Origin of the sequence: Pseudomonas antarctica (assembly GCF_900624995.1) — a bacterium.
In the GTDB taxonomy this organism is placed as follows: Bacteria; Pseudomonadota; Gammaproteobacteria; order Pseudomonadales; family Pseudomonadaceae; genus Aquipseudomonas; species Aquipseudomonas antarctica.
In genome coordinates, this window is record NZ_UYXQ01000046.1 from 1 (window position 1) to 21,305 (window position 21,305).

At 59.2% G+C, this 21,305-nt stretch carries 15 protein-coding genes and 3 pseudogenes; 6 read left to right on the forward strand and 12 right to left on the reverse strand.

The genetic code is table 11. The features are described 5' to 3' along the window. Window positions 1-3,846: pseudogene (locus tag E0F99_RS19070) on the forward strand (NAD-glutamate dehydrogenase); the annotation flags it as partial. A 188-nt stretch (window positions 3,847-4,034) separates the two neighbouring features. On the opposite strand, the gene E0F99_RS19075 reads toward E0F99_RS19070, so the two are convergent. Beyond that, window positions 4,035-4,652: a hypothetical protein gene (locus E0F99_RS19075; RefSeq protein WP_083358654.1), complete on the reverse strand. Its 618-nt coding sequence runs from the start codon at window positions 4,650-4,652 to the stop codon at window positions 4,035-4,037. A gap of 228 nt (window positions 4,653-4,880) precedes the next feature. Between E0F99_RS19075 and E0F99_RS19080 the strand changes: the two genes are divergently transcribed. Continuing rightward, window positions 4,881-5,459, forward strand: coding sequence for an LOG family protein (locus E0F99_RS19080; RefSeq protein ID WP_083358653.1), 579 nt, complete (start codon window positions 4,881-4,883; stop codon window positions 5,457-5,459). A gap of 30 nt (window positions 5,460-5,489) precedes the next feature. Here E0F99_RS19080 and E0F99_RS19085 read toward each other — a convergent pair whose 3' ends face one another. From E0F99_RS19085 to E0F99_RS19095, 3 genes are all read right to left on the reverse strand, one after another. After that, window positions 5,490-6,176, reverse strand: coding sequence for a GntR family transcriptional regulator (locus E0F99_RS19085; protein WP_083358652.1), 687 nt, complete (start codon window positions 6,174-6,176; stop codon window positions 5,490-5,492). Window positions 6,177-6,193: 17 nt separating this feature from the next. Next, window positions 6,194-6,895 carry a FadR/GntR family transcriptional regulator gene (locus tag E0F99_RS19090; protein ID WP_083358651.1) on the reverse strand — a complete coding sequence of 234 codons (702 nt, stop codon included), beginning with the start codon at window positions 6,893-6,895 and terminating at the stop codon, window positions 6,194-6,196. A 169-nt stretch (window positions 6,896-7,064) separates the two neighbouring features. Then, window positions 7,065-8,390 (reverse strand): C4-dicarboxylate transporter DctA, encoded by a 1,326-nt coding sequence (locus tag E0F99_RS19095; protein ID WP_173667154.1) that lies wholly within the window; start codon window positions 8,388-8,390, stop codon window positions 7,065-7,067. Between the two features lie 217 nt (window positions 8,391-8,607). Here E0F99_RS19095 and E0F99_RS19100 point away from each other — a divergent pair, with 217 nt between their 5' ends. Then, window positions 8,608-9,237 carry a DNA-3-methyladenine glycosylase I gene (locus E0F99_RS19100; RefSeq protein WP_083358649.1) on the forward strand — a complete coding sequence of 210 codons (630 nt, stop codon included), beginning with the start codon at window positions 8,608-8,610 and terminating at the stop codon, window positions 9,235-9,237. Between the two features lie 42 nt (window positions 9,238-9,279). On the opposite strand, the gene E0F99_RS19105 is transcribed toward E0F99_RS19100, so the two are convergent. Together E0F99_RS19105 and pdxR are read right to left on the reverse strand one after the other, a co-directional pair. Then, window positions 9,280-9,681 (reverse strand): cupin domain-containing protein, encoded by a 402-nt coding sequence (locus tag E0F99_RS19105; protein ID WP_083358648.1) that lies wholly within the window; start codon window positions 9,679-9,681, stop codon window positions 9,280-9,282. A gap of 84 nt (window positions 9,682-9,765) precedes the next feature. Beyond that, complete coding sequence (gene pdxR / locus E0F99_RS19110) at window positions 9,766-11,199, reverse strand: MocR-like pyridoxine biosynthesis transcription factor PdxR (RefSeq protein ID WP_083358647.1); 1,434 nt, start codon at window positions 11,197-11,199, stop codon at window positions 9,766-9,768. A 154-nt stretch (window positions 11,200-11,353) separates the two neighbouring features. Between pdxR and E0F99_RS19115 the strand changes: the two genes are divergently transcribed. Then, window positions 11,354-11,797, forward strand: coding sequence for a carboxymuconolactone decarboxylase family protein (locus E0F99_RS19115; protein ID WP_083358646.1), 444 nt, complete (start codon window positions 11,354-11,356; stop codon window positions 11,795-11,797). Here the strand turns inward: E0F99_RS19115 and E0F99_RS19120 are convergent, their stop codons facing one another. From E0F99_RS19120 to E0F99_RS19135, 4 genes are all read right to left on the reverse strand, one after another. After that, window positions 11,798-12,565 carry an SDR family oxidoreductase gene (locus tag E0F99_RS19120; RefSeq protein WP_083358645.1) on the reverse strand — a complete coding sequence of 256 codons (768 nt, stop codon included), beginning with the start codon at window positions 12,563-12,565 and terminating at the stop codon, window positions 11,798-11,800. 9 nt (window positions 12,566-12,574) lie between these two features. Next, on the reverse strand, window positions 12,575-13,642 hold the full coding sequence (locus E0F99_RS19125; protein WP_083358644.1) for a phosphotransferase family protein: 1,068 nt from the start codon (window positions 13,640-13,642) through the stop codon (window positions 12,575-12,577). Window positions 13,643-13,772: 130 nt separating this feature from the next. Continuing rightward, entirely contained in the window at window positions 13,773-15,665 is a 1,893-nt protein-coding gene (locus E0F99_RS19130) for a pilus assembly protein TadG-related protein (RefSeq protein WP_083358643.1), read from the reverse strand. A gap of 91 nt (window positions 15,666-15,756) precedes the next feature. Next, window positions 15,757-16,707, reverse strand: a complete 951-nt coding sequence (locus tag E0F99_RS19135; RefSeq protein ID WP_083358642.1) for a 2-hydroxyacid dehydrogenase — start codon at window positions 16,705-16,707, stop codon at window positions 15,757-15,759. Between the two features lie 514 nt (window positions 16,708-17,221). Between E0F99_RS19135 and E0F99_RS19140 the strand changes: the two genes are divergently transcribed. Next, window positions 17,222-17,554 carry a hypothetical protein gene (locus E0F99_RS19140; RefSeq protein WP_083358641.1) on the forward strand — a complete coding sequence of 111 codons (333 nt, stop codon included), beginning with the start codon at window positions 17,222-17,224 and terminating at the stop codon, window positions 17,552-17,554. Here the strand turns inward: E0F99_RS19140 and E0F99_RS19145 are convergent. Next, window positions 17,551-18,099: a cysteine hydrolase family protein gene (locus E0F99_RS19145; protein WP_083358640.1), complete on the reverse strand. Its 549-nt coding sequence runs from the start codon at window positions 18,097-18,099 to the stop codon at window positions 17,551-17,553. The two genes, E0F99_RS19140 and E0F99_RS19145, sit on opposite strands and share 4 nt — an antisense overlap. A gap of 300 nt (window positions 18,100-18,399) precedes the next feature. After that, window positions 18,400-18,594 (reverse strand): annotated as a pseudogene (locus tag E0F99_RS30275) (hypothetical protein); the annotation flags it as partial. Between the two features lie 1,588 nt (window positions 18,595-20,182). Between E0F99_RS30275 and E0F99_RS31195 the strand changes: the two are divergent. After that, a pseudogene (locus E0F99_RS31195) lies at window positions 20,183-21,169 on the forward strand (methyl-accepting chemotaxis protein); the annotation flags it as partial. Between the last annotated feature and the right edge of the window lie 136 nt (window positions 21,170-21,305).

Below are 21,305 nucleotides of genomic sequence, written 5' to 3' on the forward strand. Positions count from 1 at the left end.
GGAGGGATTCGGTATATCCGTAGCAAAGTGGCGTAAATCGAACGTCGTTCGGGCTGCCAGCCGAAAGCTGACTTGGGCAAAGAGCTGGCCCAGGTGGTTGAAGTACTGCCGCGTGATGACCTGTTCCAGACCCCGGTCGACGAGCTGTTCAGCACCGTGATGTCGATCGTGCAGATCCAGGAGCGCAACAAGATTCGCGTGTTCCTGCGCAAAGACCCTTACGGTCGTTTCTGCTACTGTCTGGCCTACGTGCCGCGCGACATCTATTCCACCGAAGTGCGCCAGAAGATCCAGCAAGTGCTGATGGATCGCCTGAAAGCCTCGGATTGCGAATTCTGGACCTTCTTCTCTGAGTCCGTGCTGGCCCGTGTACAGCTGATTCTGCGGGTTGACCCCAAAAACCGCCTGGACATCGACACGCTGCAACTGGAAAAAGAAGTGGTGCAGGCCTGCCGCAGCTGGCAGGACGACTACTCAAGCCTTGTGGTCGAGAGCTTCGGCGAAGCCCAGGGCACCAACGTGCTGGCAGACTTCCCGAAAGGCTTCCCGGCCGGCTACCGCGAACGTTTTGCCGCGCACTCGGCCGTGGTCGACATGCAGCACCTCAACAGCCTGACCGAAACCAACCCACTGGTGATGAGCTTCTACCAGCCGCTGGGCCAGATTTCCGGCCAACGCGAGCTGCATTGCAAGCTCTACCACGCCGACACGCCGCTGGCACTGTCCGACGTGCTGCCGATCCTGGAAAACCTCGGCCTGCGCGTGCTGGGTGAATTCCCGTACCGCCTGCGTCGCGCCAATGGTCGCGAGTTCTGGATTCATGATTTCGCGTTCATCGCCGCCGAAGGCGTGAACCTGGACATCCAGCAGCTCAACGACACCCTGCAAGACGCGTTCGTGCACATCGTCCACGGCGATGCCGAAAACGATGCGTTCAACCGCCTGGTCCTCACCGCCGGCCTGCCATGGCGCGACGTGGCGCTGCTGCGTGCCTACGCGCGTTACATGAAGCAGATCCGCCTGGGCTTCGACCTCGGTTACATCGCCAGCACCCTGAACAACCACACCGACATCGCTCGCGAGTTGACCCGGTTGTTCAAGACCCGTTTCTATCTGGCGCGCAAGCTCACCGCCGATGACCTGGAAGACAAGCAGCAACGCCTGGAACAAGCGATCCTCTCCGCCCTGGACGACGTTCAGGTGCTCAACGAAGACCGCATCCTGCGTCGCTACCTGGACCTGATCAAGGCCACACTGCGCACCAACTTCTACCAGACCGACGCCAACGGCCAGAACAAGTCGTACTTCAGCTTCAAGTTTGACCCGCGCGCGATTCCTGAGCTGCCTAAGCCGGTGCCGAAGTTTGAAATCTTCGTTTACTCCCCGCGTGTTGAAGGCGTGCACCTGCGCTTCGGCAACGTGGCGCGTGGTGGCCTGCGTTGGTCCGACCGTGAAGAAGACTTCCGTACCGAAGTGCTCGGCCTGGTAAAAGCTCAGCAAGTGAAGAACTCGGTGATCGTGCCAGTGGGCGCCAAAGGCGGCTTCCTGCCGCGTCGCCTGCCATTGGGCGGCACCCGGGACGAGATCGCGGCCGAGGGAATCGCCTGCTACCGCATCTTCATTTCCGGCCTGTTGGACATTACCGACAACCTCAAGGACGGGGCCCTGGTGCCACCGGCCAACGTCGTGCGCCATGACGATGATGACCCGTACCTGGTCGTGGCTGCGGACAAAGGCACGGCGACCTTCTCCGACATCGCCAATGGCATCGCCATCGATTACGGCTTCTGGCTGGGCGACGCGTTCGCTTCCGGTGGTTCCGCCGGTTACGACCACAAGAAAATGGGCATCACCGCCAAGGGCGCGTGGGTTGGTGTGCAACGTCACTTCCGTGAGCGCGGCATCAACGTACAGGAAGACAGCATCACCGTGGTGGGCGTCGGCGATATGGCCGGTGACGTGTTCGGTAACGGCTTGCTCATGTCCGACAAGCTGCAACTGGTCGCGGCCTTCAACCACCTGCACATCTTCATCGATCCAAACCCGAACCCGGCGACCAGCTTCGTCGAGCGTCAGCGCATGTTCGAGCTGCCGCGTTCAGCCTGGACCGACTACGACACCAGCATCATGTCTGAAGGCGGCGGCATCTTCTCGCGCAGCGCGAAGAGCATTGCCATCTCGCCACAGATGAAAGAGCGCTTCGACATCCGGGCCGACAAGTTGACCCCGACCGAACTGCTGAACGCCTTGCTCAAGGCGCCGGTGGACCTGTTGTGGAACGGCGGCATCGGTACTTACGTCAAGGCCAGTACTGAAAGCCATGCCGACGTGGGCGACAAGGCCAACGACGCGCTGCGCGTCAACGGCAACGAGCTGCGCTGCAAGGTCGTGGGCGAGGGCGGTAACCTCGGCATGACCCAGCTGGGTCGTGTGGAATTCGGTCTCAATGGCGGCGGTTCCAATACCGACTTCATCGACAACGCCGGTGGTGTGGACTGCTCCGACCACGAAGTGAACATCAAGATCCTGCTCAACGAAGTGGTGCAGGCCGGTGACATGACCGACAAGCAGCGCAACCAACTGCTGGCGAGCATGACCGACGAAGTCGGCCACCTGGTGTTGGGCAACAACTACAAGCAGACCCAGGCTCTGTCCTTGGCGGCGCGCCGTGCCTACGAGCGTGCTGCCGAGTACAAGCGCCTGATGAGCGACCTGGAAGCCCGTGGCAAGCTGGACCGCGCCATCGAGTACTTGCCGACCGAGGAGCAGCTCAGCGAGCGCGCCGCGACCGGCAAAGGCCTGACGCGTCCTGAGCTGTCGGTGTTGATCTCGTACAGCAAAATCGACCTCAAGGAAGCGCTGCTCAAATCGCTGGTACCGGATGACGATTACCTGACCCGGGACATGGAGACCGCGTTCCCACCGAGCCTGGTCGCCAAGTTCGGCGAAGCCATGCGTCGCCACCGCCTCAAGCGCGAAATCGTCAGCACCCAGATCGCCAACGACCTGGTCAACCACATGGGTATCACCTTCGTTCAACGACTCAAAGAGTCAACCGGCATGAGCCCGGCGAACGTGGCCGGCGCTTACGTGATCGTGCGCGACATCTTCCACCTCCCGCACTGGTTCCGCCAAATAGAGGCCCTGGACCACCAGGTTTCTGCTGAAGTGCAACTGGAACTGATGGACGAGCTGATGCGCCTGGGCCGTCGCGCTACGCGCTGGTTCCTGCGCAGCCGTCGCAACGAGCAGGACGCTGGCCGCGACACCGCACACTTCGGTCCGCACCTGGCGGCGTTGGGCCTCAAGCTCGACGAACTGCTGGAAGGCCCGACCCGTGAAGGTTGGCAGACCCGCTACCTGGCTTACACCGAAGCGGGCGTACCGGAGTTGTTGGCGCGCATGGTTGCAGGCACGACTCACCTGTACACCTTGCTGCCGATCATCGAAGCCGCTGACGTGACCGGGCATGACGCTGCCGAAGTGGCCAAGGCCTACTTCGCCGTCGGCAGCGCCCTCGACTTGCCGTGGTACCTGCAGCAGATCAGCGATCTGCCGGTGGCCAACAACTGGCAAGCCGCAGCCCGCGAAGCCTTCCGCGACGACGTGGACTGGCAGCAACGGGCGATCACTATCTCGGTACTGCAAATGGCCGACGCGCCACACGACATGGAAGCCCGCGTGGCCCTGTGGCTTGAGCAGCACCAGGACATGGCCGATCGCTGGCGCGCAATGATGGTGGAAATTCGTGCCGCCGTCGGCACGGACTACGCCATGTACGCGGTCGCTAACCGTGAATTGCTGGACCTGGCGCTGAGTGGTCAGTCGGTGCTGCAACCGGCTTGATCAGGCAGTAAAACCAAAGCCCCCGTATCGTGAGATGCGGGGGCTTTTTGTTGGAACACGCTTTGTCAAACAACGGGGTCAACTGGGGGAGCTGGCTTGCCTGCGCTAGCGGTCTTTCTGCGAAGGATGGGCCGGCTGACCCACCGCTATCGCAGGCAAGCCAGCGCCCACATTTTGATCTCCACAGGTTAGCGTGTAGCCGCGCCAGCAGGGCCCAGGCAAGGCTGGATGGCTTTCTTCAACCCGTTGTTGTTTGCCGGCAATAAGAACGATGCCGTCAGCGGCTTGCCGCCCTCAGTGGCGGGGGCCAACGAAAGTGTCAGGGTTTGCCCGCGCGAGGCATCGGTGGCCCAGTAGGCTAATTCCTCTCGCGGGACAGAGGTGCTGAGTTCAAAGACCAAACCCATCTGGAAAATCCCGCCGTAATTCCAGGCACCACTGACCACGTGTTCGACGGCGGCGCGTGTGCCTGTCGTGATACTCAGTGGCCCATTTGCGCTGGCATCCTTGCCTTCAAATGGGTCGACGTCCCAGCCCAGTGATTGCGGGATGATCTCCAGCGACAGGCCGGCTTTTGGGTTCTGCGGGTGACAGCTGATCACAAGGTTAGCCTTCATAGGGTGATCACCGTAAGCGCTGCCACCAAAGGTACGTGCGGCCAACATCGGGCCTTCGGGGTAGGGCCGTTCAAGCAACCACACAGGGTTCGCATCGGTGATGACATGAGTGTCGGTCGCGGCCTTCTCACCTGCTTGTGCAAAGGGAATGAACAGGGCAGCGATTAGCGTAAAGGTCAGGGCTTGCATAGAGGTATTCACCCGCGTGTAAGGCTTTCTGGAGTGCCCGCATTGTGCGGATAGTTGGTCATCTGTGCTGTCAGTAAATACGCGAAAAACCTTTCTATCGTATAAACCCTGTTGTGCGATTACGTCATGTATGCGGTAGCCTGCCGTGAGCGGATAGGCCTGGTGCTGATTTATCAGCGTCGTTAAATTAGGGCTGTACTCCAACACAACCAGATCAAGCGAGGCTGTATGCGACTTTGTATTTTCTCAGGTTCAAGCCCGGGCCGGTTGCCGGTGTACTCGGAGATGGCGGCTCAACTGGGCCATGCGCTGGCCAAGGCGGGTATCGGTGTGGTCTACGGTGGTGCCTCGGTTGGCTTGATGGGCGCGGTGGCCGACGCCGCGCTGGCCAGTGGCGGTGAAGTGATCGGTGTGATGCCGGGGTTCCTGGCCGAGAAAGAACTGGCCCACACCGGCTTGCAAGACCTGCGGATCGTCAGCTCCATGCATGAGCGCAAAGCGCTGATGGCTGAGCTGTCCGACGGCTTTATCGCGTTGCCCGGCGGCATCGGTACGTTCGAAGAGTTGTTTGAGGTGTGGACCTGGGCGCAACTGGGGCAGCACGCAAAACCTTGCGCCTTGCTGAACATCAACGGTTTTTACGACGGCCTGGCCACGTTCCTCGACACGGTTGTCAGTGAGGCGTTTTTAAAGCCTGTGCACCGCGACATGCTCATCGTTGAACCGAACGTGGAGCGTTTGCTGGCCGCAGTGCTGAGTTATCAGGCGCCCAACGTGCCCAAGTGGATCAAGCGAGAAGACACCTGATGGCGCCAAACACCGGCGCGGTAGTTTGCGTCAGTTGAGTTTCAGCAGTTTCGCTTCCAGGTGATCCAGGTGCTGGGTCATCAGGCCGATCGCGCTGCTCACATCGCGTTGTTCCAGCGCATCCACAATCGCCATATGTTCCTGCCACGCACAATACGTGCAGGCTTGCGCCTCGTACTGGGCAATGATCAGCGAGGTCAATGGCACCAGGCTGTTGAGGAACTGCGCCAAGGGCGCGTTACGTGCCATCGCGGCCAATTGCAGGTGAAACTCCCCGGACAGTCGAATCGCTGGCCCGCGTTGGTCGCGCTCAATGCACTCACGTTCCCGGGCGATCAACTCGCGTAACTGACGGATCTGCGTCGGTGTTGCCTGGGCACAGGCCAGCTGCACCACGGTGATTTCGGTCAAACGCCGCGCTTCCAGAATCTGCCGCGTTTGCTGGGCATCCGGCGCCGCCACTTGGGCGCGCTGGTTGGGGCGCAGGATGATCACTTGCTGGTGCGACAGTTTGGCCAATACCCGGCGAATCACGCTGCGGCTCACACCAAAGATTTCGCCCAGGCCTTCTTCAGTAAAACGGCTGGAAGGGGCGATGCGTTGTTCGAGGATGGCATCGAACAAGCGCGGGTAGATGTCATCCACCGAGGGCTTTTTGCCGGACACCAGGCGCAGGGCAGGGAGGATGGGCTTGCGTTGCAGGGCGTGGGCGGTCATGGCCGGTCTCCAAAAAATCAGCTGCTCAGGTGGTCGTCCGGGATGTTCAAGCGAATGCCCATGCGCAGGCCTTCCTGGAGGATGTGCCGACGCATCTCGGCACTGGCCAGGGCGCTGTTTTTATTGCGGATCGCGCGCACCACGGCTTCGTTTTCCTGTAAGCGTTCCGCCAAATGTTCGGGCGAGTTGCGCAGCACCTCAGCGCTTTGCTTGAGGGCGTTGCTGGTCTGTTGCACCACGTTCTGAAAGATTGGGTTGGAGGTCAGCGCAAACAACGCCTCATGGAAGCCGATGTAGGCGTTCATGCCCGCTTCGGCGTCGCCGGCGTCGAGGGCTTCGCGCATGTCCATCAGCGTGAGACGCAGTTGGCCGACTTCCTTGCTGCTGATCGATTGGGCGACCAAGCCGACGATAAACGGCTCAAGGGTGTAGCGCAGTTGCAGGATGTCTTCGAGGCTGGCGTCGGCCACCGCGTCGGTCGATTGCGGTTCGCTGACGCTGGTTTCCAGCACTACCACACCTTTGCCGGGCATAGAGCGCACAAGGCCGAGGGTTTCCAGCACGATCACCGCTTCGCGCAGGCTGGGGCGGCTGATGCCCATCTGTTCGGCCAGTTCACGCTGGCCGGGCAGCATTTCGCCACGCCGCCACTGGCCGCGCTTGAGTGCGGCGCGCAGTTTTTCTACGACTGAATTGACGACGGTTGAGGTGCTGATCACGTCTACGTCTCCTTGATAGTGCAAATACACTGGTGAGTCTTGTGACGATCCAGTGTGAGAGCTGGCTTGCCTGCGATGACTGACGGTCAGTCAACATCTCTATTGCTGACCCACCGTTATCGCAGGCAAGCCAGCTCCCACAGTTGATCTGTGTTGTTTATGAAATCGCTTAAAACTCTTGATGCGCCGGTAGTACCGGCTTCTTGGCCTGGAAGGCATAACCCTGCTGACCGTCGAGCACCTTGTTGGCGCGCTGAATATCGATGTCTTTTTCCCAACGGGCAATGGCCACGGTGGCGACACAGTTGCCGATCAAGTTAGTCAACGCGCGGCCAATGCCCATGAACCAGTCCACCGCCAACACCAGCACTAGACCCACCACCGGAATTGCCGGGATGGCGGTGAGGGTCGCTGCCAGAATTACCAGCGCCGAGCCTGGAATCCCATGCGCGCCCTTGGAGGTAATCAGCGACACCAGCAGGATGGTCAGCAAGTCGGTCATCGACAGCGGCGTACCGGTGGCATTGGCGATAAACACGATGGCCAGGGTCAGGTAGATCGAGAAGCCGTCGAGGTTGAACGAATAGCCCGTCGGAATCACCAGGCCTACCGTCGAGCTGCCAATGCCCAGGTGCTCGAGTTTACGCATGATCTGCGGCAGCACCGCGTCTGAGGAAGCGGTGCCCATTACGATCAGCAACTCTTCACGCAGGTATTTGAGCAGCGCCAGCATACGCAGGCCGGACAGGCGCATCACCAGGCCGAGCACCACGGCGACAAACGCAAAGCAGGTCAGGTAGAACAAACCCACCAGGCTGCCCAAGTGCTGCAGCGAATCCAGGCCGTAAGTGCTGGTGGTAAAGGCGATAGCGCCGAACACGCCAATCGGCGCCAGGCGCACGATCATGCCCATGATGCGGAAGATCACGTGGCTCAGCTCGTTGATCAGCCGCGAGATGCCGCAAGCCGCTTCGCCCACTAAGTTCAGCGCGCTGCCGAACAGCACCGAGAACAGCAGCACTTGCAGCACGTTATTGTCAGCAAAGGCGCCGATCACCGAATTGGGGATCAGCTCCATCAGGAACTGGCTGGTACCGCGAATATGTTGACCCTTGTCGGCCAGTTCGTTCAAACCGGCGGACGACAACTGTTCCAGATGGATATTCGCGCCTTGGCCGATTCCGGTGCTGAAGGCCATGATCAGGCCGATCACCAGGGCGACGGTGGTCAACACTTCAAAGTAGATCACCGACTTGAGGCCAATGCGCCCGACTTTCTTCAAGTCGCCAGCGCCGGAAATCCCGCTGACCACCACGCAGAACACAATCAGGCCAATCAGCATTTTGATCAGCTTGATAAAGCCGTCACCCAGGGGTTTGAGTTGCGAGGAGAATTCGGGGAGGGCCAGGCCGCAGGCTACGCCGAGCATCAGGCCAATCACGACTTGCAGGAAAATCGAACGCGAGCACCATCTGAGCATGGGAGGGATCTCTATTCGGTGCCCTGGTGGTTCCAGGGCTTAATTGTTGTGGTCTTACCGGTAAGTCCAGTGCGCAGCCAGTCTACGCTGGGTTTTTTTGAAACTACAAGTAAATATTGGACGATTGACAGGTGCCGGTCTGACCAGTTGGTCGCTAAGGTCGATGCTTGAGCGGTGGGTGGGTTGGAAGAATTTTCGCTTATCATCCACGGCAAGATTGACGAGGTGATGGATGGACAAACCTGGATTGACCACGGACGCAACAGGGCGCACCCACTGCGCCTGGCGCGCAGCGGCGGCGCAGTACCCGCGTTACCACGACCACGAGTGGGGCGTGCCGGTGGCCGACGATATCCAGCTGTACGAGAAAATTTGCCTGGAGGGGTTTCAGGCGGGTATGGCGTGGATCACTATCTTGCGCAAGCGCGAACAGTTTCGAGTGGCGTTCGAAGGCTTCGATTTTCGCCGTGTGGCTCAGTACGGTGAGGCGGATATAGAGCGCTTAATGAATGACCCCGGCATTGTGCGCAATCGGGCGAAGATTGTGTCCACCATCAACAATGCGCGCAGGGCGTGTGAGCTGGTGGATGAAACCGGCTCGCTGGCGCGGTGGATATGGGCGTTTGAACCGAGTGATGAGGAGCGCCCGGCCGTGGTGGACATGGCGTACTGGACTGGTAACCCGACGTCCCCGGCCTCGTTGCAGTTATCAAAGGCGTTGAAGAAACGTGGTTGGTCTTTTGTCGGGCCGACCACGATGTACGCGCTGATGCAGGCGATGGGCATGGTCAATGATCATCTGGAAGGTTGCGCTTGCCGAGCGCATATCGAGGACCTTCGCCGCCAGTTCAAACGCCCCTGACTGGCTGAACCCGCTCCTACAGGTGTTCAGCGACGTGGCGAATTATTGTTTAAGCGGCGTCAGCACCTCAGCCTTATCATCCAGCACCATCACCACCAGTAGCTTCGCCGGTTCAGTCTGGCTCGCATTGCTCGATTCAAAGTGCCGCGACCCCGCCGGTTCATAAAACGATTCACCCACCTTGTAGGTTATCGCCTTTTCATCGTTGACCCGTGAGGTGATCTCGCCTTGCAACACATACGCCACGGCCGTGCCAGTGTGGCTGTGCGGCACGCTGGCCTGGCCCGGCGCGTAATCGACGGTGAGCATGAGGGTTTTCTTGCCGGGCACATTGGTCAAGGCGTGCGCTTGCAGCACCTTGATGGATTCTTGGTCGTAAACAGGCTCGTGGGCAAAGGCGCTGAGCGAGGCGAGCATCAGGGTGGCAGCGAGCAGTCGTTTCATGCTGAGGTTTCCAAAGTGTTCGAGACCTCATCACCCTACGCCACAGGCGGCAGGGCACCAATGACCAATCCGTTGGAAAACCTGCTAGCCAATCTGCTGGAGAATATCGCGCACCCTGTCTAGCGCCGGGTCGATATCGAGTAACTCGATGGCACCAAAGCCGATGATCAAACCGTGCCGAACGGGTGTGTCATGGAAGAATACATCCACCGGGTAAAGCCCCACCTCCACCCGCCGTGCCAATTCCATCAGCAACGGGATATTCACCGCCACCTTGCACAGCGCCGCCATGTGAAACCCCGCTTCAGTGGGCACCGCTTCAAACCACGGCGACAAATCACCCGCCAGGCGCTGCAGGATGCGCTCGCGGCGCCCGGCATACACCGTGTGGCAGCGGCGAATATGCTTTTGCAAATAGCCTTCGCTGATGAACCTGGCCAGTGCCCACTGCGCCAGCGTGGAGCTGTGTTGATCGGTCAATTGCTTGGCCTTGAGCACCGCGCCGTAAATGGCCGGTGGCAGCACCGCATAGCCCAGGCGCAGCTCCGGCAGCAGGGTTTTCGAAAAGGTCCCCACATAGGTGACGATGCCGCGAGTGTCCATGCTTTGCAGCGAGTCGGTGGGGCGGCCTGCGTAGCGAAATTCGCTGTCGTAGTCGTCCTCGATGATGATCGCCCCCAGCTCGAACGCACGCGCCAGCAAGGCTTCACGGCGCGCCACGCTCATCGGCATGCCGAGGGGGAATTGGTGCGACGGGGTCACGTAGATCAGCCGCGTGCCATCGGGGATCTTATCCACCTCAATGCCTTGTGCATCTACCGGCACACCGGCAACGCTGGCACCCATGGCCATGAACAACTGGCGCGCCGGGCTGTAGCCGGGGTCTTCCATGGCCACGGTGGTGCCGGGTTCCAGCACGACACGGGCGATCAAGTCCAGCGCCTGTTGCGCGCCATTGGTGACCACGATGTCGTCGGCGCGGCCTTTCACCCCGCGGGAAAAGGCGATGTGCCCGGCGATGGCCTCGCGCAACGCCGGCAAACCTTCCGGCTGGCTGTAGAAGCCGCTGTCGCGAGCGATACGCCGCAACGCATCCTGGGTACAGCGCCGCCATTCATCCTGTGGGAATTGGTTGCGGGTGGTGGCGCCACCGATGAATTCATAGCGCAGGGTGCTGTCGCGCGTGGGGTGGCGCATGGGCGAGGGCAGTGCCGCCCACTTGCCCAGGTTGGCGGCGCAGGCCAGGTCGGTGGCGGTTTGCACGCGTTCGGTCTGTAGCGCATGGGCGTTGACGAACGTGCCACGGCCGGTCTTGCCCACCAGCAGGCCTTCGTAGGTCAGGGTGGCGTAAGTGTCGGACACGGTTTTTCGCGATACGCCGATTTGCTCGGCCAACAAACGGCTGGGCGGCAATTGCGCACCGGCGGCCAGGCGTCCGGACGCGATAGCCTCACGCAACTGCCGGTACAGCTGTGCGGCCAGGTCCTTGCGGCCGTTGATCACCACGTGCAGTTCCATGTTTCATTCCAAGGCATTCACTCAGTAACAAGACTACGCGTTCGCGGCGCGCCCTCAAAATGGTCTGCGCATAAACCGCGCGATTGGCTATAGGGCTCACGGTCTGAGGGCTCTAGGCTGGAACGTGATGACTTGCCCTGCCCGAGAGCCGACCATGGAACCGCGTCTGGATTACTACACCGCTTCACCGCAAGCGCTCAAGGGCATGTTGATGCTCGAGGCCGCAACCTTTGACCTGTCCATCGAAAAAACGCTGCTGGAATTGATCAAGATCCGCGTCTCGCAGCTCAACCACTGTGGTTTCTGCACCGACATGCACTCGATGGCGGCACGCCAGCGCGGCGAGAGCGAGCGGCGGCTGTTTGCGTTGTGCGTGTGGCGTGATTCGCCGTTTTTTACCGCGCGGGAGAAGGCCGCATTGGCCTGGAGCGAGTCGGTGGCAACGCTGCCGACCTCAAGCGTCTCGGATGAACTGTTTAAGGCGGTGCGCGCACAGTTCAGCGAGCAGGAACTGGTGGACCTGACCATGGCGGTGTCCAGCATCAGTGGCTGGAACCGCCTGGCGGTGAGCTTTCGCCAGCAACCGCCGAATGCGTGATCAGGACAGGAAGCCGCCATCCACATTCAGCGACACACCGGTGGTGTAGCTCGACGCATCACTGGCCAGGAACAGCACCGCGCCGGCCATTTCGCTGGGGTCGGCGACGCGCTTGAGCGGGATCTGCGCCAGGGCCATTTTCAGGATCGCGTCGTTCTTCACCAGCGCCGAGGCGAACTTGGTGTCGGTCAGGCCCGGCAGCAGGGCGTTGCAGCGAATGCCAAACGCCGCGCATTCCTTGGCAAACACCTTGGTCATGTTGATCACGGCAGCCTTGGTCACCGAGTAGATGCCTTGGAACACGCCCGGGGAAATCCCGTTGATCGACGCCACGTTGATGATGCTGCCGCCGCCGTTGTCGCGCATCAGCTTGCCGGCTTCCACGGACATGAAGAAGTAGCCGCGAATATTCACATCAACGGTCTTCTGGAATGCGCCCAGATCGGTGTCCAGCACGTTGCAGAATTGCGGGTTGGTCGCGGCGTTGTTGACCAGGATATCCAGGCGGCCGAACTGTTCACGGATGCCGGCGAACACCTGGGTGATCTGCTCCATTTCACCAATGTGGCAGGCCACCGCTGTGGCTTTGCCGCCGTCGGCGATGATCGCGTCAGCCACGTGCTGGCAGCCTTCGAGCTTGCGGCTGGAGACGATCACATGGGCGCCTTGCTGGGCCAGCAACTTGGCAATCGCTTCACCGATACCACGGCTGGCGCCGGACACAAAGGCAACCTTGCCGTCGAGGTCGAACAGGTGGGTCTTGGACATAACAACTCCTTAAAGGGTGGATTTGCCGATCACGTTCAGGCTCATTTGCTCCAGCAGCTTGTTCATGTGAATGAACTGCGCAAAGCGCTTGTCCTGGGTCTGGCCGTGGAAGAAGCGGTAGTAGATCTGCTGCACGATGCCAGCCAGGCGGAACAGGCCGTAGGTGTAGTAGAAGTCGAAATTGTCGATCTGGATGCCCGAGCGCTCGGCGTAGTAATCGACGAACTGGCGGCGGGTGAGCATGCCAGGCGCGTTACTCGGCTGGCGGCGCATCAGTTGCACGGGCGCAGGGTCGGCAGCTTCGATCCAGTAGGCGAGGGTGTTGCCCAAATCCATCAGCGGGTCGCCCAGGGTGGTCAGTTCCCAGTCCAGCACGCCGATGATCTGCATCGGGTTGTTGGGGTCCAGGATCACATTGTCGAAGCGGTAGTCGTTGTGCACGATGCTGGAGGTCGGGTGGTCGGCCGGCAGCTTGTCATTGAGCCAGGCGCGCACGGCTTCCCAGCGCGGGGCGTCGGGGGTCAGGGCTTTTTCGTAACGGTCGCTCCAGCCGCGGATCTGCCGTTCTACGTAGCCTTCGGGCTTGCCCAGGTCGGCCAGGCCGCAGGCGCTGTAGTCGACTTGGTGCAGCTCGACGAACTTGTCGATAAAGCTTTTGCACAGCGCTTCGGTCTTGGCCGCGTCCAGGCCCAGTTCCGGCGGCAGGTCGGAACGCAGGATGATGCCGTTGACCCGCTCCATCACATAGAACTCGGCACCGATCACCGATTCATCGGTGCAATGCACATAGGCTTTGGGGCAATAAGGAAAGCCGTCTTTAAGCTGGTTGAGAATGCGGTACTCGCGGCCCATGTCGTGGGCGGACTTGGCTTTGTGGCCAAAGGGCGGGCGGCGCAACACGAATTCCTGGCCCGGGTATTCCAGCAAGTAAGTCAGGTTGGACGCACCACCCGGGAACTGGCTGATCTTGACCGTGCCGCTAAGGCCTGGAATATGGGCCTTGAGGTAGGGATCGATGAGGCTGGCATCAAGTTCTTCGCCTGGGCGAATCTGGGTCGATTGGTCGTTAAGCGCCATGCTTATCCCTTCTGCTTATTCTAAAGGCCTTGGACTATTAGCTAATCTAATGCGCACCGCCGCCTAGCGACAAGGTCGGGGCGGCTTTATAGGTTAGCGTGTTGGATGATGATCAGCGGGCCTGATGTGTTCAAATCACCAGCATGGCCCGGCCACCGGCGTTGCAGGACAGGTTGGCACCGATTTCGACTTTTGCCAGGTCAATGCCAAGGCCGGCGAGCAGGTTGTTGACGATGGGGTCGAGCAGCGGGCCGAGCAGCCCGGCAATCAACCCGCCCAGGGTTGAAAGCAAGCCGTTGACCAGGCCGGTGACGAGGCCGAGTACGGCGCCTAGCAGGCTGGCCATTTTCGGCGGATGGTTGATCAGTTGGATACCGGTGAGCGTCTCCTTGAGGCTGCTGACCACATTCGAGGCGGCGAACTGATAATAGGTGGGCGGCTGGTTAACGGCGGGCGGCTCGGTGTAGGTGTGCGCGCGCTCGGTGTTCAGGACCTTGCTGTCGACGCGTATGCCCAGGCCGCCTGCCGCGTACGCCTGCCTGTCGCCACAGACACCCGTGCCGCGCTTGCAGGTTTTAGTGCCGATATCCACCACCGGGTATTCGTCGGCGCTGAGCGCGTCTTTGGATGAAAACAGATCCTTCGGATCAACCTGACCAATCATCACGTGTAATGCCGACGTTTCGCCGAGCACCGACAATGATTTTTTATCGCTGTCGCAACGGTAATCCGTGACCTTGGCACTGCCACCGGCAGCTTCCAGGGCGATGTCGAGTTTGTCGCCGATTTCAAGGCTGGCGACCAAGCAACAATTGGGGTCGAGCAGCCCAAGAAGGCCGCCCAGCAGGTCATTGAGTGTCTGCACCAGGCCACCCAGCACGTTATTGACCAGCGTGACGATCGGCAGTTTTACCGAAATTAATGTGCGCACCTGGGCTGTGCGGACGTAGATGGGGTGTTTGGCGATGTCCTTCGGGTTACCGATGCTGGAGACCTGCGCGGGCTCGATCACTTTGGTCGAGACGGTGACACCGATCAGGCCCAGCACATCAATGGGCAACTCCACGGCGACCGCGCTGGCCTTGTTCGACAACTGCACAAAGCCCTGGATCAGGTTGAACAGTTGCAGGTTCACGTCCAGCGCAGTCTTGTCCGTACCGTTCTGGATATTGATCAAGTCGCCCAAGTGCAGGATCTGCGTGCCTGGCGCGATCAGTTTGATGGCTTCAAGATTGTTGATCACCACCTTGACGGCATCACCGCCCAGCCTGAGCACATCGATGGCGGCTTGGATCAATTGGCCAACCGTGGCGTCAGTCTTGAGCAACTGGTCGTAGTTGCCTGCACTGACGTTCAATTGGATGGCCAAGGCATCCAGGTACTTGAGTAAGCTGATATCGGTATTGATCAAGCCGTTCCAGCCCACCGCGTCGAGTTGCAACTTGCCGCCCAGCAACCCGCCGATCAAAGCGTTGAGGGCGACGGACTTGGTGCTGTCTACGGTTAACAAGGTGCTGCGTATGGTCAGTGACGCCACCGTCGGAGTCGGCGCGGCAGCTACCGCCGTGGCGCTCAAGCGCGTCATCATGTTGAGCGGTTTGGCCGAGAACAACGTGAGCAGTCCATGGGCGACGCTGGTGGGGACGCGATGAGTGGCAATGACCCGGATCGCGTCGGTTTTGGCCGGGTCGGCGCTGAAGGTGCGCATAAAATCAGCACCGGTGGCCAAGGTGCCGCAGGCGATCGTCAGTGTGCGGTTGTCGTTAAGTTTGAAGCTGTTGCGCGCCGCGCTTTGAGTCGCAAATTGTGCGGCAGTGTTATTCGGCGCCGCGCACTTGCCGCTACGGCTCACCGCTTCCAGCGCGGCGGTATCGGCCACACGCTGCAACTTGCGCTTCTCCAGGTACAAGCGGCCGCTGTCGACCACCAGCAGCAGAAACAACAGCGCGACCCCAAGGGTGACGGCACCGATCAAACCGATGGCCCCGCGTTGGCGGGCTGGGCCGAGTCCGTGGCCAAACATTGTGCGTTCCTTCGCCGGTCATGCACCGACGTCCTGAGCATACCCGCAAAGCAGTGTAGTCAGTTTTTGCGTCGGCGCTGGCTAAACGCTATTAGTTGCGTGGCGGCAGGTTAACGGGTGTCAGCACGGGACGGCCGGCGAAGTATTCCACCAGGTTATCGGCCACGCGCTGCACCGTGTCGTGGGCCGCTTCCGGCGACAGGCCGGCCACGTGGGAGGTGAGCACGGTATTGCTCAGGCGCTTGAGGGCGTCCGGCACTTTGGGCTCATCGTCGAACACATCGAGTGCCGCGCCGCCGATACGCCGTTGCTCAAGAGCAGCCACCAGGTCGTCGGTCACCACCACGCTACCGCGCCCGATGTTCACCAAGTAGCCGTTCGGTCCGAGCGCGTCCAAGGCGTGCCGATCAATCAGGTGACGGGTGCTCGCACCGCCGGGCGTGGCCAGTATCAGAAAATCCGAGGTGCGCGCCAATTCCACGGCGCTGGCACAGTAGGTGTAGTCCACATCATCGCGGGGCTGGCGGTTGTGATAACTCACCTCCATGCCGAAGCCCAGGGCCGCACGCTTGGCGATCTCGATGCCCACCGCGCCGAGCCCCAGAATGCCCAGGTGCTTGCCGCCCAGGGAAGGGCGCATCACCTTTGGCCACTCGCTGCGCCGCACGGCCGCGTCGGTCTGGGGAATACCGCGCACCAGCGACAGCAGCAACGCCATGGCATGGTCGGCCACCGACGGCGCATTCACCCCGGCGCCGTTGGTCACCACGATCCCACGATTGCTCGCCGCCTGCAGGTCCACATGCTCGTAGCCGGCACCGATCACGCAGATGATCTCCAGCAGCGGCAGTGCGGCGATTTCCTCGGCATACAGCCCCAGGGGGCCCCGCGTCAGCACCGCCTTGATCTGCCCGCCGTGGGCTTTGATCGCCTGGGCGCGTTCGGCCGGCGTTGGCGCCAGAATCACGTGAAAGTCGTTGCTCTCGATGATTTGCAGGTACTCGTTGATGGTTTCAACCAGGACCAGAACAGTGGTGGACATCGCAAGGCTCTTCCTGAAGGGTTTGAGAGGATGAGTATGCGGGATTTGTAAGACGGAACGATTTGTTCAGATAGAAAATTTTCTTCTTTCGTAAGGCCATTCTGAATTTACAGACCGCCCATCCAGGACCTATTTACTGCGCCAGACTTTGTCGACTTTCCCTTCAGCAGAGACAATATGGGTGCTTGTTCCTGCCACACACGATGAGATCGAATGGACACCTTACGGTTACAAACACAGCCTCTCAACGCTGGTGCGGTGGAATGCGGTGATTGCGAATACGCTTGTCGGCCCAGCCAAGTACAGGCCCAGCATCGCTATTGAAATGCTTGAGAGAGAGGCCTATAAAAAATGGCATACCCACCACGAATGGAAAGCCTTGGAGAGTGATGGAGTTTCCATACTGCATAGGCGCCAGTCAGGGCAAGCTCAGTCGCTGGGTTCGGATCGAGCTGAGTGCCGGCGCTATTCACGGTCATCCCATTTCTGAACAGGAATTCAGGAGGTTAACAAATTGATCCCGCTTAATTTTACCGGCGGCAGGGTCACCCATGATGATCTGTCGCGCTTGCAGGATGTAGCCGTGGCAAGGCAAACCGGGCTGCTGAAGGAAGATATGCTCCAAGTGGAATTCGCTGGGGGGCTGTTACTGGATGTGGGTTGGTACCCGGAATTTGATGCCACTGGCGGGTTTCGTATAAATGTCATCAAGAACTACGACTGGGACCGGCCTGTTCTTGTGCTGACCGCCCATGAGACTGCCGAGCTGGTCGAAAAACTGGATATTGCGCAGAACGCCATCAATGGTGAACTGCGCAATGCAAGTCTCGGGGGTTCGACTGTTTAGCTGGATAGCTGAGCGTGTTGGCTCCAGGCAACGTCGATCGCCTTGACCCGCTTTACGAACGCCCCCGCCAGGGTCGCATTGTGATGCGCGATGATCGCTTCGGCCGACAGTAGTGGGGTGTCCATGCAGGTATGGCCATCCTCCGGCAACACCACTGAAAACCCCAACTCAGCCGCCACTCGGCAGGTGGTGTCGATGCAGAACTGCGTTTTCATCCCCACAATCACCAGTTCATCCACCTGCTTCGCCGCCAGTTGCTGCGCCAGATCGGTGCCTAGAAAGCAGCTGGGGCGGGTTTTATTGAACAGGTGATCGCGGGCCTCGTCGACATTCAGCTCGGGCAAGAGCTGCCAGAGAGGGCTGCCGGCTTCAATCGGTGAGCCGGCAGTGCCGGTGTGGCGGGCCACGAAGATCGGCGCGTTGGCTGTGCGGGCGCGCTGGATCAGTTGGTTGATGGTACCCAGCACGCGCTCGCGTTCGAAGGGTTTGTCCGGCCCATCGTATAAACCGTTTTGCATATCGATGATCAGCAGGGCGTTTGCCATGGTCTTGCTCCTTGCAGTGGCCAGGTGGCGGGGCAATAAAAAGGCCCCGTCCATTGCTGGCGGGGCCTTGGGTTGTATCCGGGATGTTTCTAGCTCAAGCACCCACAGCAACCGCACGACCCGCCATAAGCGGTCGTGGTGGTGGTGCGAGTGAGGCACAGCTGAATAAGGTTCATGGCCCGATCATGCTGGCGTGGTCGCACGGCTGTCAACGGTCGCTTCCGAATTCTTCACGGGCAGCAGCTTGGTTCGTGTGGCTTCCAGGAATTCGTCTGACGGGCCACTGCCGCGTGCCGCACGCGCCAGGGTGATTTCTGCCAGGCGCAGGACGATGACCTGCCCGATGCCCATGGTTATATTCCAACTGACGACTTCCACTCCGGCAGGAGGAAATACTGTGTGAAACTCCTGCTTGGCCAGTTGTGCTTTCAGTGCGCTTAACGGCCGTGACTGATCATGTTTAAGAAACACCGTTAACATGACCGCGTTATCAGACTTTGGTGGTCAACCACTGAGGGGAAGAGGCCAGCGCATAGACGTCTGATCCTGGCTCCCCTTGTTTTGCGTAAGTTTCGGGTGAGCTAAATATTCCAGCAAGAAACAGTCCGGCAAAAACCGTAGTGAGTCTTTGTATTGTTAGAACGCCTAAAGGTGTTAAATAAGAATCATTTTTTTGCACTCGGTGAGGGTTGGTTAGTAGTTAGGAACTCAGACGCTGTTCAACAGGTATGTGTATTTCCGTAACATGTATATACAGCTGTTGTGGCGGATTCTTGGTTTGGAAAAGTATGTTTGAATTTTTTATTTGGCTCTTTTTGAACGTTTGGAGTTATAAGGGGGGACTCCGATAAACGTGTCGCAACGCGTCGGCAGGTGGAAAACGCTGCCGGCCCGCACGGTCATTTGTCAAAACGCGGCCGATGCGCCATGTATTAAGGGCGTTTTCGCCAGGCCTTCCGTGTTAAGTGCGCAACTCGCCCATACCCAGCAGCTGTTTTCCAGCCCTCCACCGGTTTGACAGGCCGAACAGCGTGGTGAACCCAACAGTGGGATCACATCGAAGCGTGCTGAAAATACCTGCTCAGCAATCGCTATGTCTTCAATAGGCGCCTAATACCTCGGTGGTCCTGGACACTATTAATCTGTTCGCGTCCTAGTGCTGCGTTGTCAAGTGATGGTTGCAACTATTCATGAATTAAAAATTACCTGGGCACCCGACTTGCGCCTAGACTCCGATATGTCACTGCATAGCTTCTGCTAATGATCCGAGAATTGCCGCCGTTGTGTGGCTTGGTTTTGTCCTCTCCCTAGGACTCATAGCGCTATGAACGCAGCTAAAACATCGCGGACGCTTTACGGCTTGTTGATTCTGATCGCCATAACATTCGTGGCTTTGGTTTATACGTTTTACTCGATAAAGCTCTCCTCCAAGGACTTATTGGTCTCCAGCGAAAAGCGCTACCACTCTTACTTACTGGCAGATGAGTTGCGGCAGAGTTCTGATGACCTGACGCGGTTGGCCCGAACTTATGCCGTCACGGCCGATCCTGAGTACGAACGAGAATACCTGCAGGTTCTGCAGATCCGCAACGGTAAGGCCCCTAGACCTGAGGGATACCATCGAATCTACTGGGATTTTGTTGCTGCCGGTAATCTGAAACCAAGGCCAGATGGTGAAACAGTTGCATTGAATGAGCTCATGCGGCGTGCGGGCTTCAACGATGCAGAGTTTGCGAGGCTTAAAGAGGCTCAGGATAAATCCGACGGTTTGGTCCAGCTTGAAACCAAGGCAATGAATGCCGTCAAAGGTAAATTCATTGACCCTCAGGGCACTTACTCAATCAACGCTGCACCTGATTTGGCGTTGGCGCGTGACCTGTTGCACGGCCGCGAATATCACCAGTTCAAAGGGCAAATCATGAAGCCCGTTGACGAGTTTTTCGGCTTGGTGGAGGAACGTACCGATCAACAGGTAACCGTCGCGGATAATACGCTGTCTCTGTTCCAGAACCTGTTTATTGCCGTGCTCCTGGCGTTGATCCTGGAAATTGCTCTGTTGGTTATGCTCGGGCGAAAGCAAATGCTGGCGCAACTGGGTGGTACACCCGCTGTGCTGGATAAGATTTTGAGCGAAATCGCCAATGGCAACCTCGGGGTTCTGATTCCCGACGCGCCCGCCAATAGCGCGATGTCTAGTGTCCGGGTGATGAGTACAAAGCTCAGGGAGCTGATCGGCCAAGCACTGGTAACCAGCGCACAACTCAATGTCGCGGTTGGCCAAGTCACGCAGGTTGTTGAAGGGACGGCCGAGAGAGCGGTGCAGCAAAATGAGATGACCGATATGGTCGCCACGGCGGTACATGAAATGGGCCTGACGGTGCAGGAGATTGCACGTAATGCCAGCAGCGCAGCGGAGGCCTCAAACAGCGCTCGCTCCGAAGCTCAACAGGCCAGCCAAATGGTTGGCAGTTCGACGGTGCATATCGAGCAAATGGCCGATGGCATTGGCCATGCAGCAAAATCGGTCAGTGCGTTGGCCGAACAAATAGCGACGATTGATCAGGTGCTGGCCGTTATTCGTGGGATATCGCAGCAGACCAATCTGCTGGCCCTGAACGCTGCTATTGAGGCTGCCAGGGCAGGGGAGATGGGCCGAGGTTTTGCGGTTGTTGCTGACGAGGTGCGCACGCTTGCTGGACGTCCTCAGGGTTCTACTGACGAAATTCAGGGGATCATCCAGAACCTCAAGCAAGGCGCGGAGGCCGCAGTCAGCTCAATGAGTTCTGGCCAAGCAGCCACCGGTACCGGTGTTGAGGCGAGCGAAAGTACCAACCGCTTGCTGCAAACTATCTCCAGCCAGATTGAGCACATCAGCGATATGAACCGCCAAGTGGCGACTGCCACGGAAGAGCAATCGTCAGTAACAGAGGAGATCAATCGTAATGTACAGGGGATCGCCGACCTTGCAACCACCACCAATAGCGAGGTGCAACGCTGTCGCGAGGATTGTCGTACGCTGCGTGGGCTATCCGAAAACCTGACGAAGCAGATGGGTAGTTTTCGGCTCTAAATGTCGGCTCTTTTTTGAACGCCGTTTTGCTGAAGGTGTTTAAAAGGGAAGCTTCAATTTCACGGATTCGCAAGGGTTCATCTCCCCCTCCATACGGCAGAAAGTCCAAGATTTCTGTCGTTGTGAGGCCAGCTAA

What these genes read in the sequence shown, in the direction of transcription:
- E0F99_RS19075 (WP_083358654.1), bottom strand. Translation starts at nt 4,652, where the DNA reads ATGCAAGCCCTGACCTTTACGCTAATCGCTGCCCTGTTCATTCCCTTT.
- E0F99_RS19080 (WP_083358653.1), top strand. Translation starts at nt 4,881, where the DNA reads ATGCGACTTTGTATTTTCTCAGGTTCAAGCCCGGGCCGGTTGCCGGTG.
- E0F99_RS19085 (WP_083358652.1), bottom strand. Translation starts at nt 6,176, where the DNA reads ATGACCGCCCACGCCCTGCAACGCAAGCCCATCCTCCCTGCCCTGCGC.
- E0F99_RS19100 (WP_083358649.1), top strand. Translation starts at nt 8,608, where the DNA reads ATGGACAAACCTGGATTGACCACGGACGCAACAGGGCGCACCCACTGC.
- E0F99_RS19105 (WP_083358648.1), bottom strand. Translation starts at nt 9,681, where the DNA reads ATGAAACGACTGCTCGCTGCCACCCTGATGCTCGCCTCGCTCAGCGCC.
- pdxR (WP_083358647.1), bottom strand. Translation starts at nt 11,199, where the DNA reads ATGGAACTGCACGTGGTGATCAACGGCCGCAAGGACCTGGCCGCACAG.
- E0F99_RS19115 (WP_083358646.1), top strand. Translation starts at nt 11,354, where the DNA reads ATGGAACCGCGTCTGGATTACTACACCGCTTCACCGCAAGCGCTCAAG.
- E0F99_RS19120 (WP_083358645.1), bottom strand. Translation starts at nt 12,565, where the DNA reads ATGTCCAAGACCCACCTGTTCGACCTCGACGGCAAGGTTGCCTTTGTG.
- E0F99_RS19125 (WP_083358644.1), bottom strand. Translation starts at nt 13,642, where the DNA reads ATGGCGCTTAACGACCAATCGACCCAGATTCGCCCAGGCGAAGAACTT.
- E0F99_RS19130 (WP_083358643.1), bottom strand. Translation starts at nt 15,665, where the DNA reads ATGTTTGGCCACGGACTCGGCCCAGCCCGCCAACGCGGGGCCATCGGT.
- E0F99_RS19135 (WP_083358642.1), bottom strand. Translation starts at nt 16,707, where the DNA reads ATGTCCACCACTGTTCTGGTCCTGGTTGAAACCATCAACGAGTACCTG.
- E0F99_RS19145 (WP_083358640.1), bottom strand. Translation starts at nt 18,099, where the DNA reads ATGGCAAACGCCCTGCTGATCATCGATATGCAAAACGGTTTATACGAT.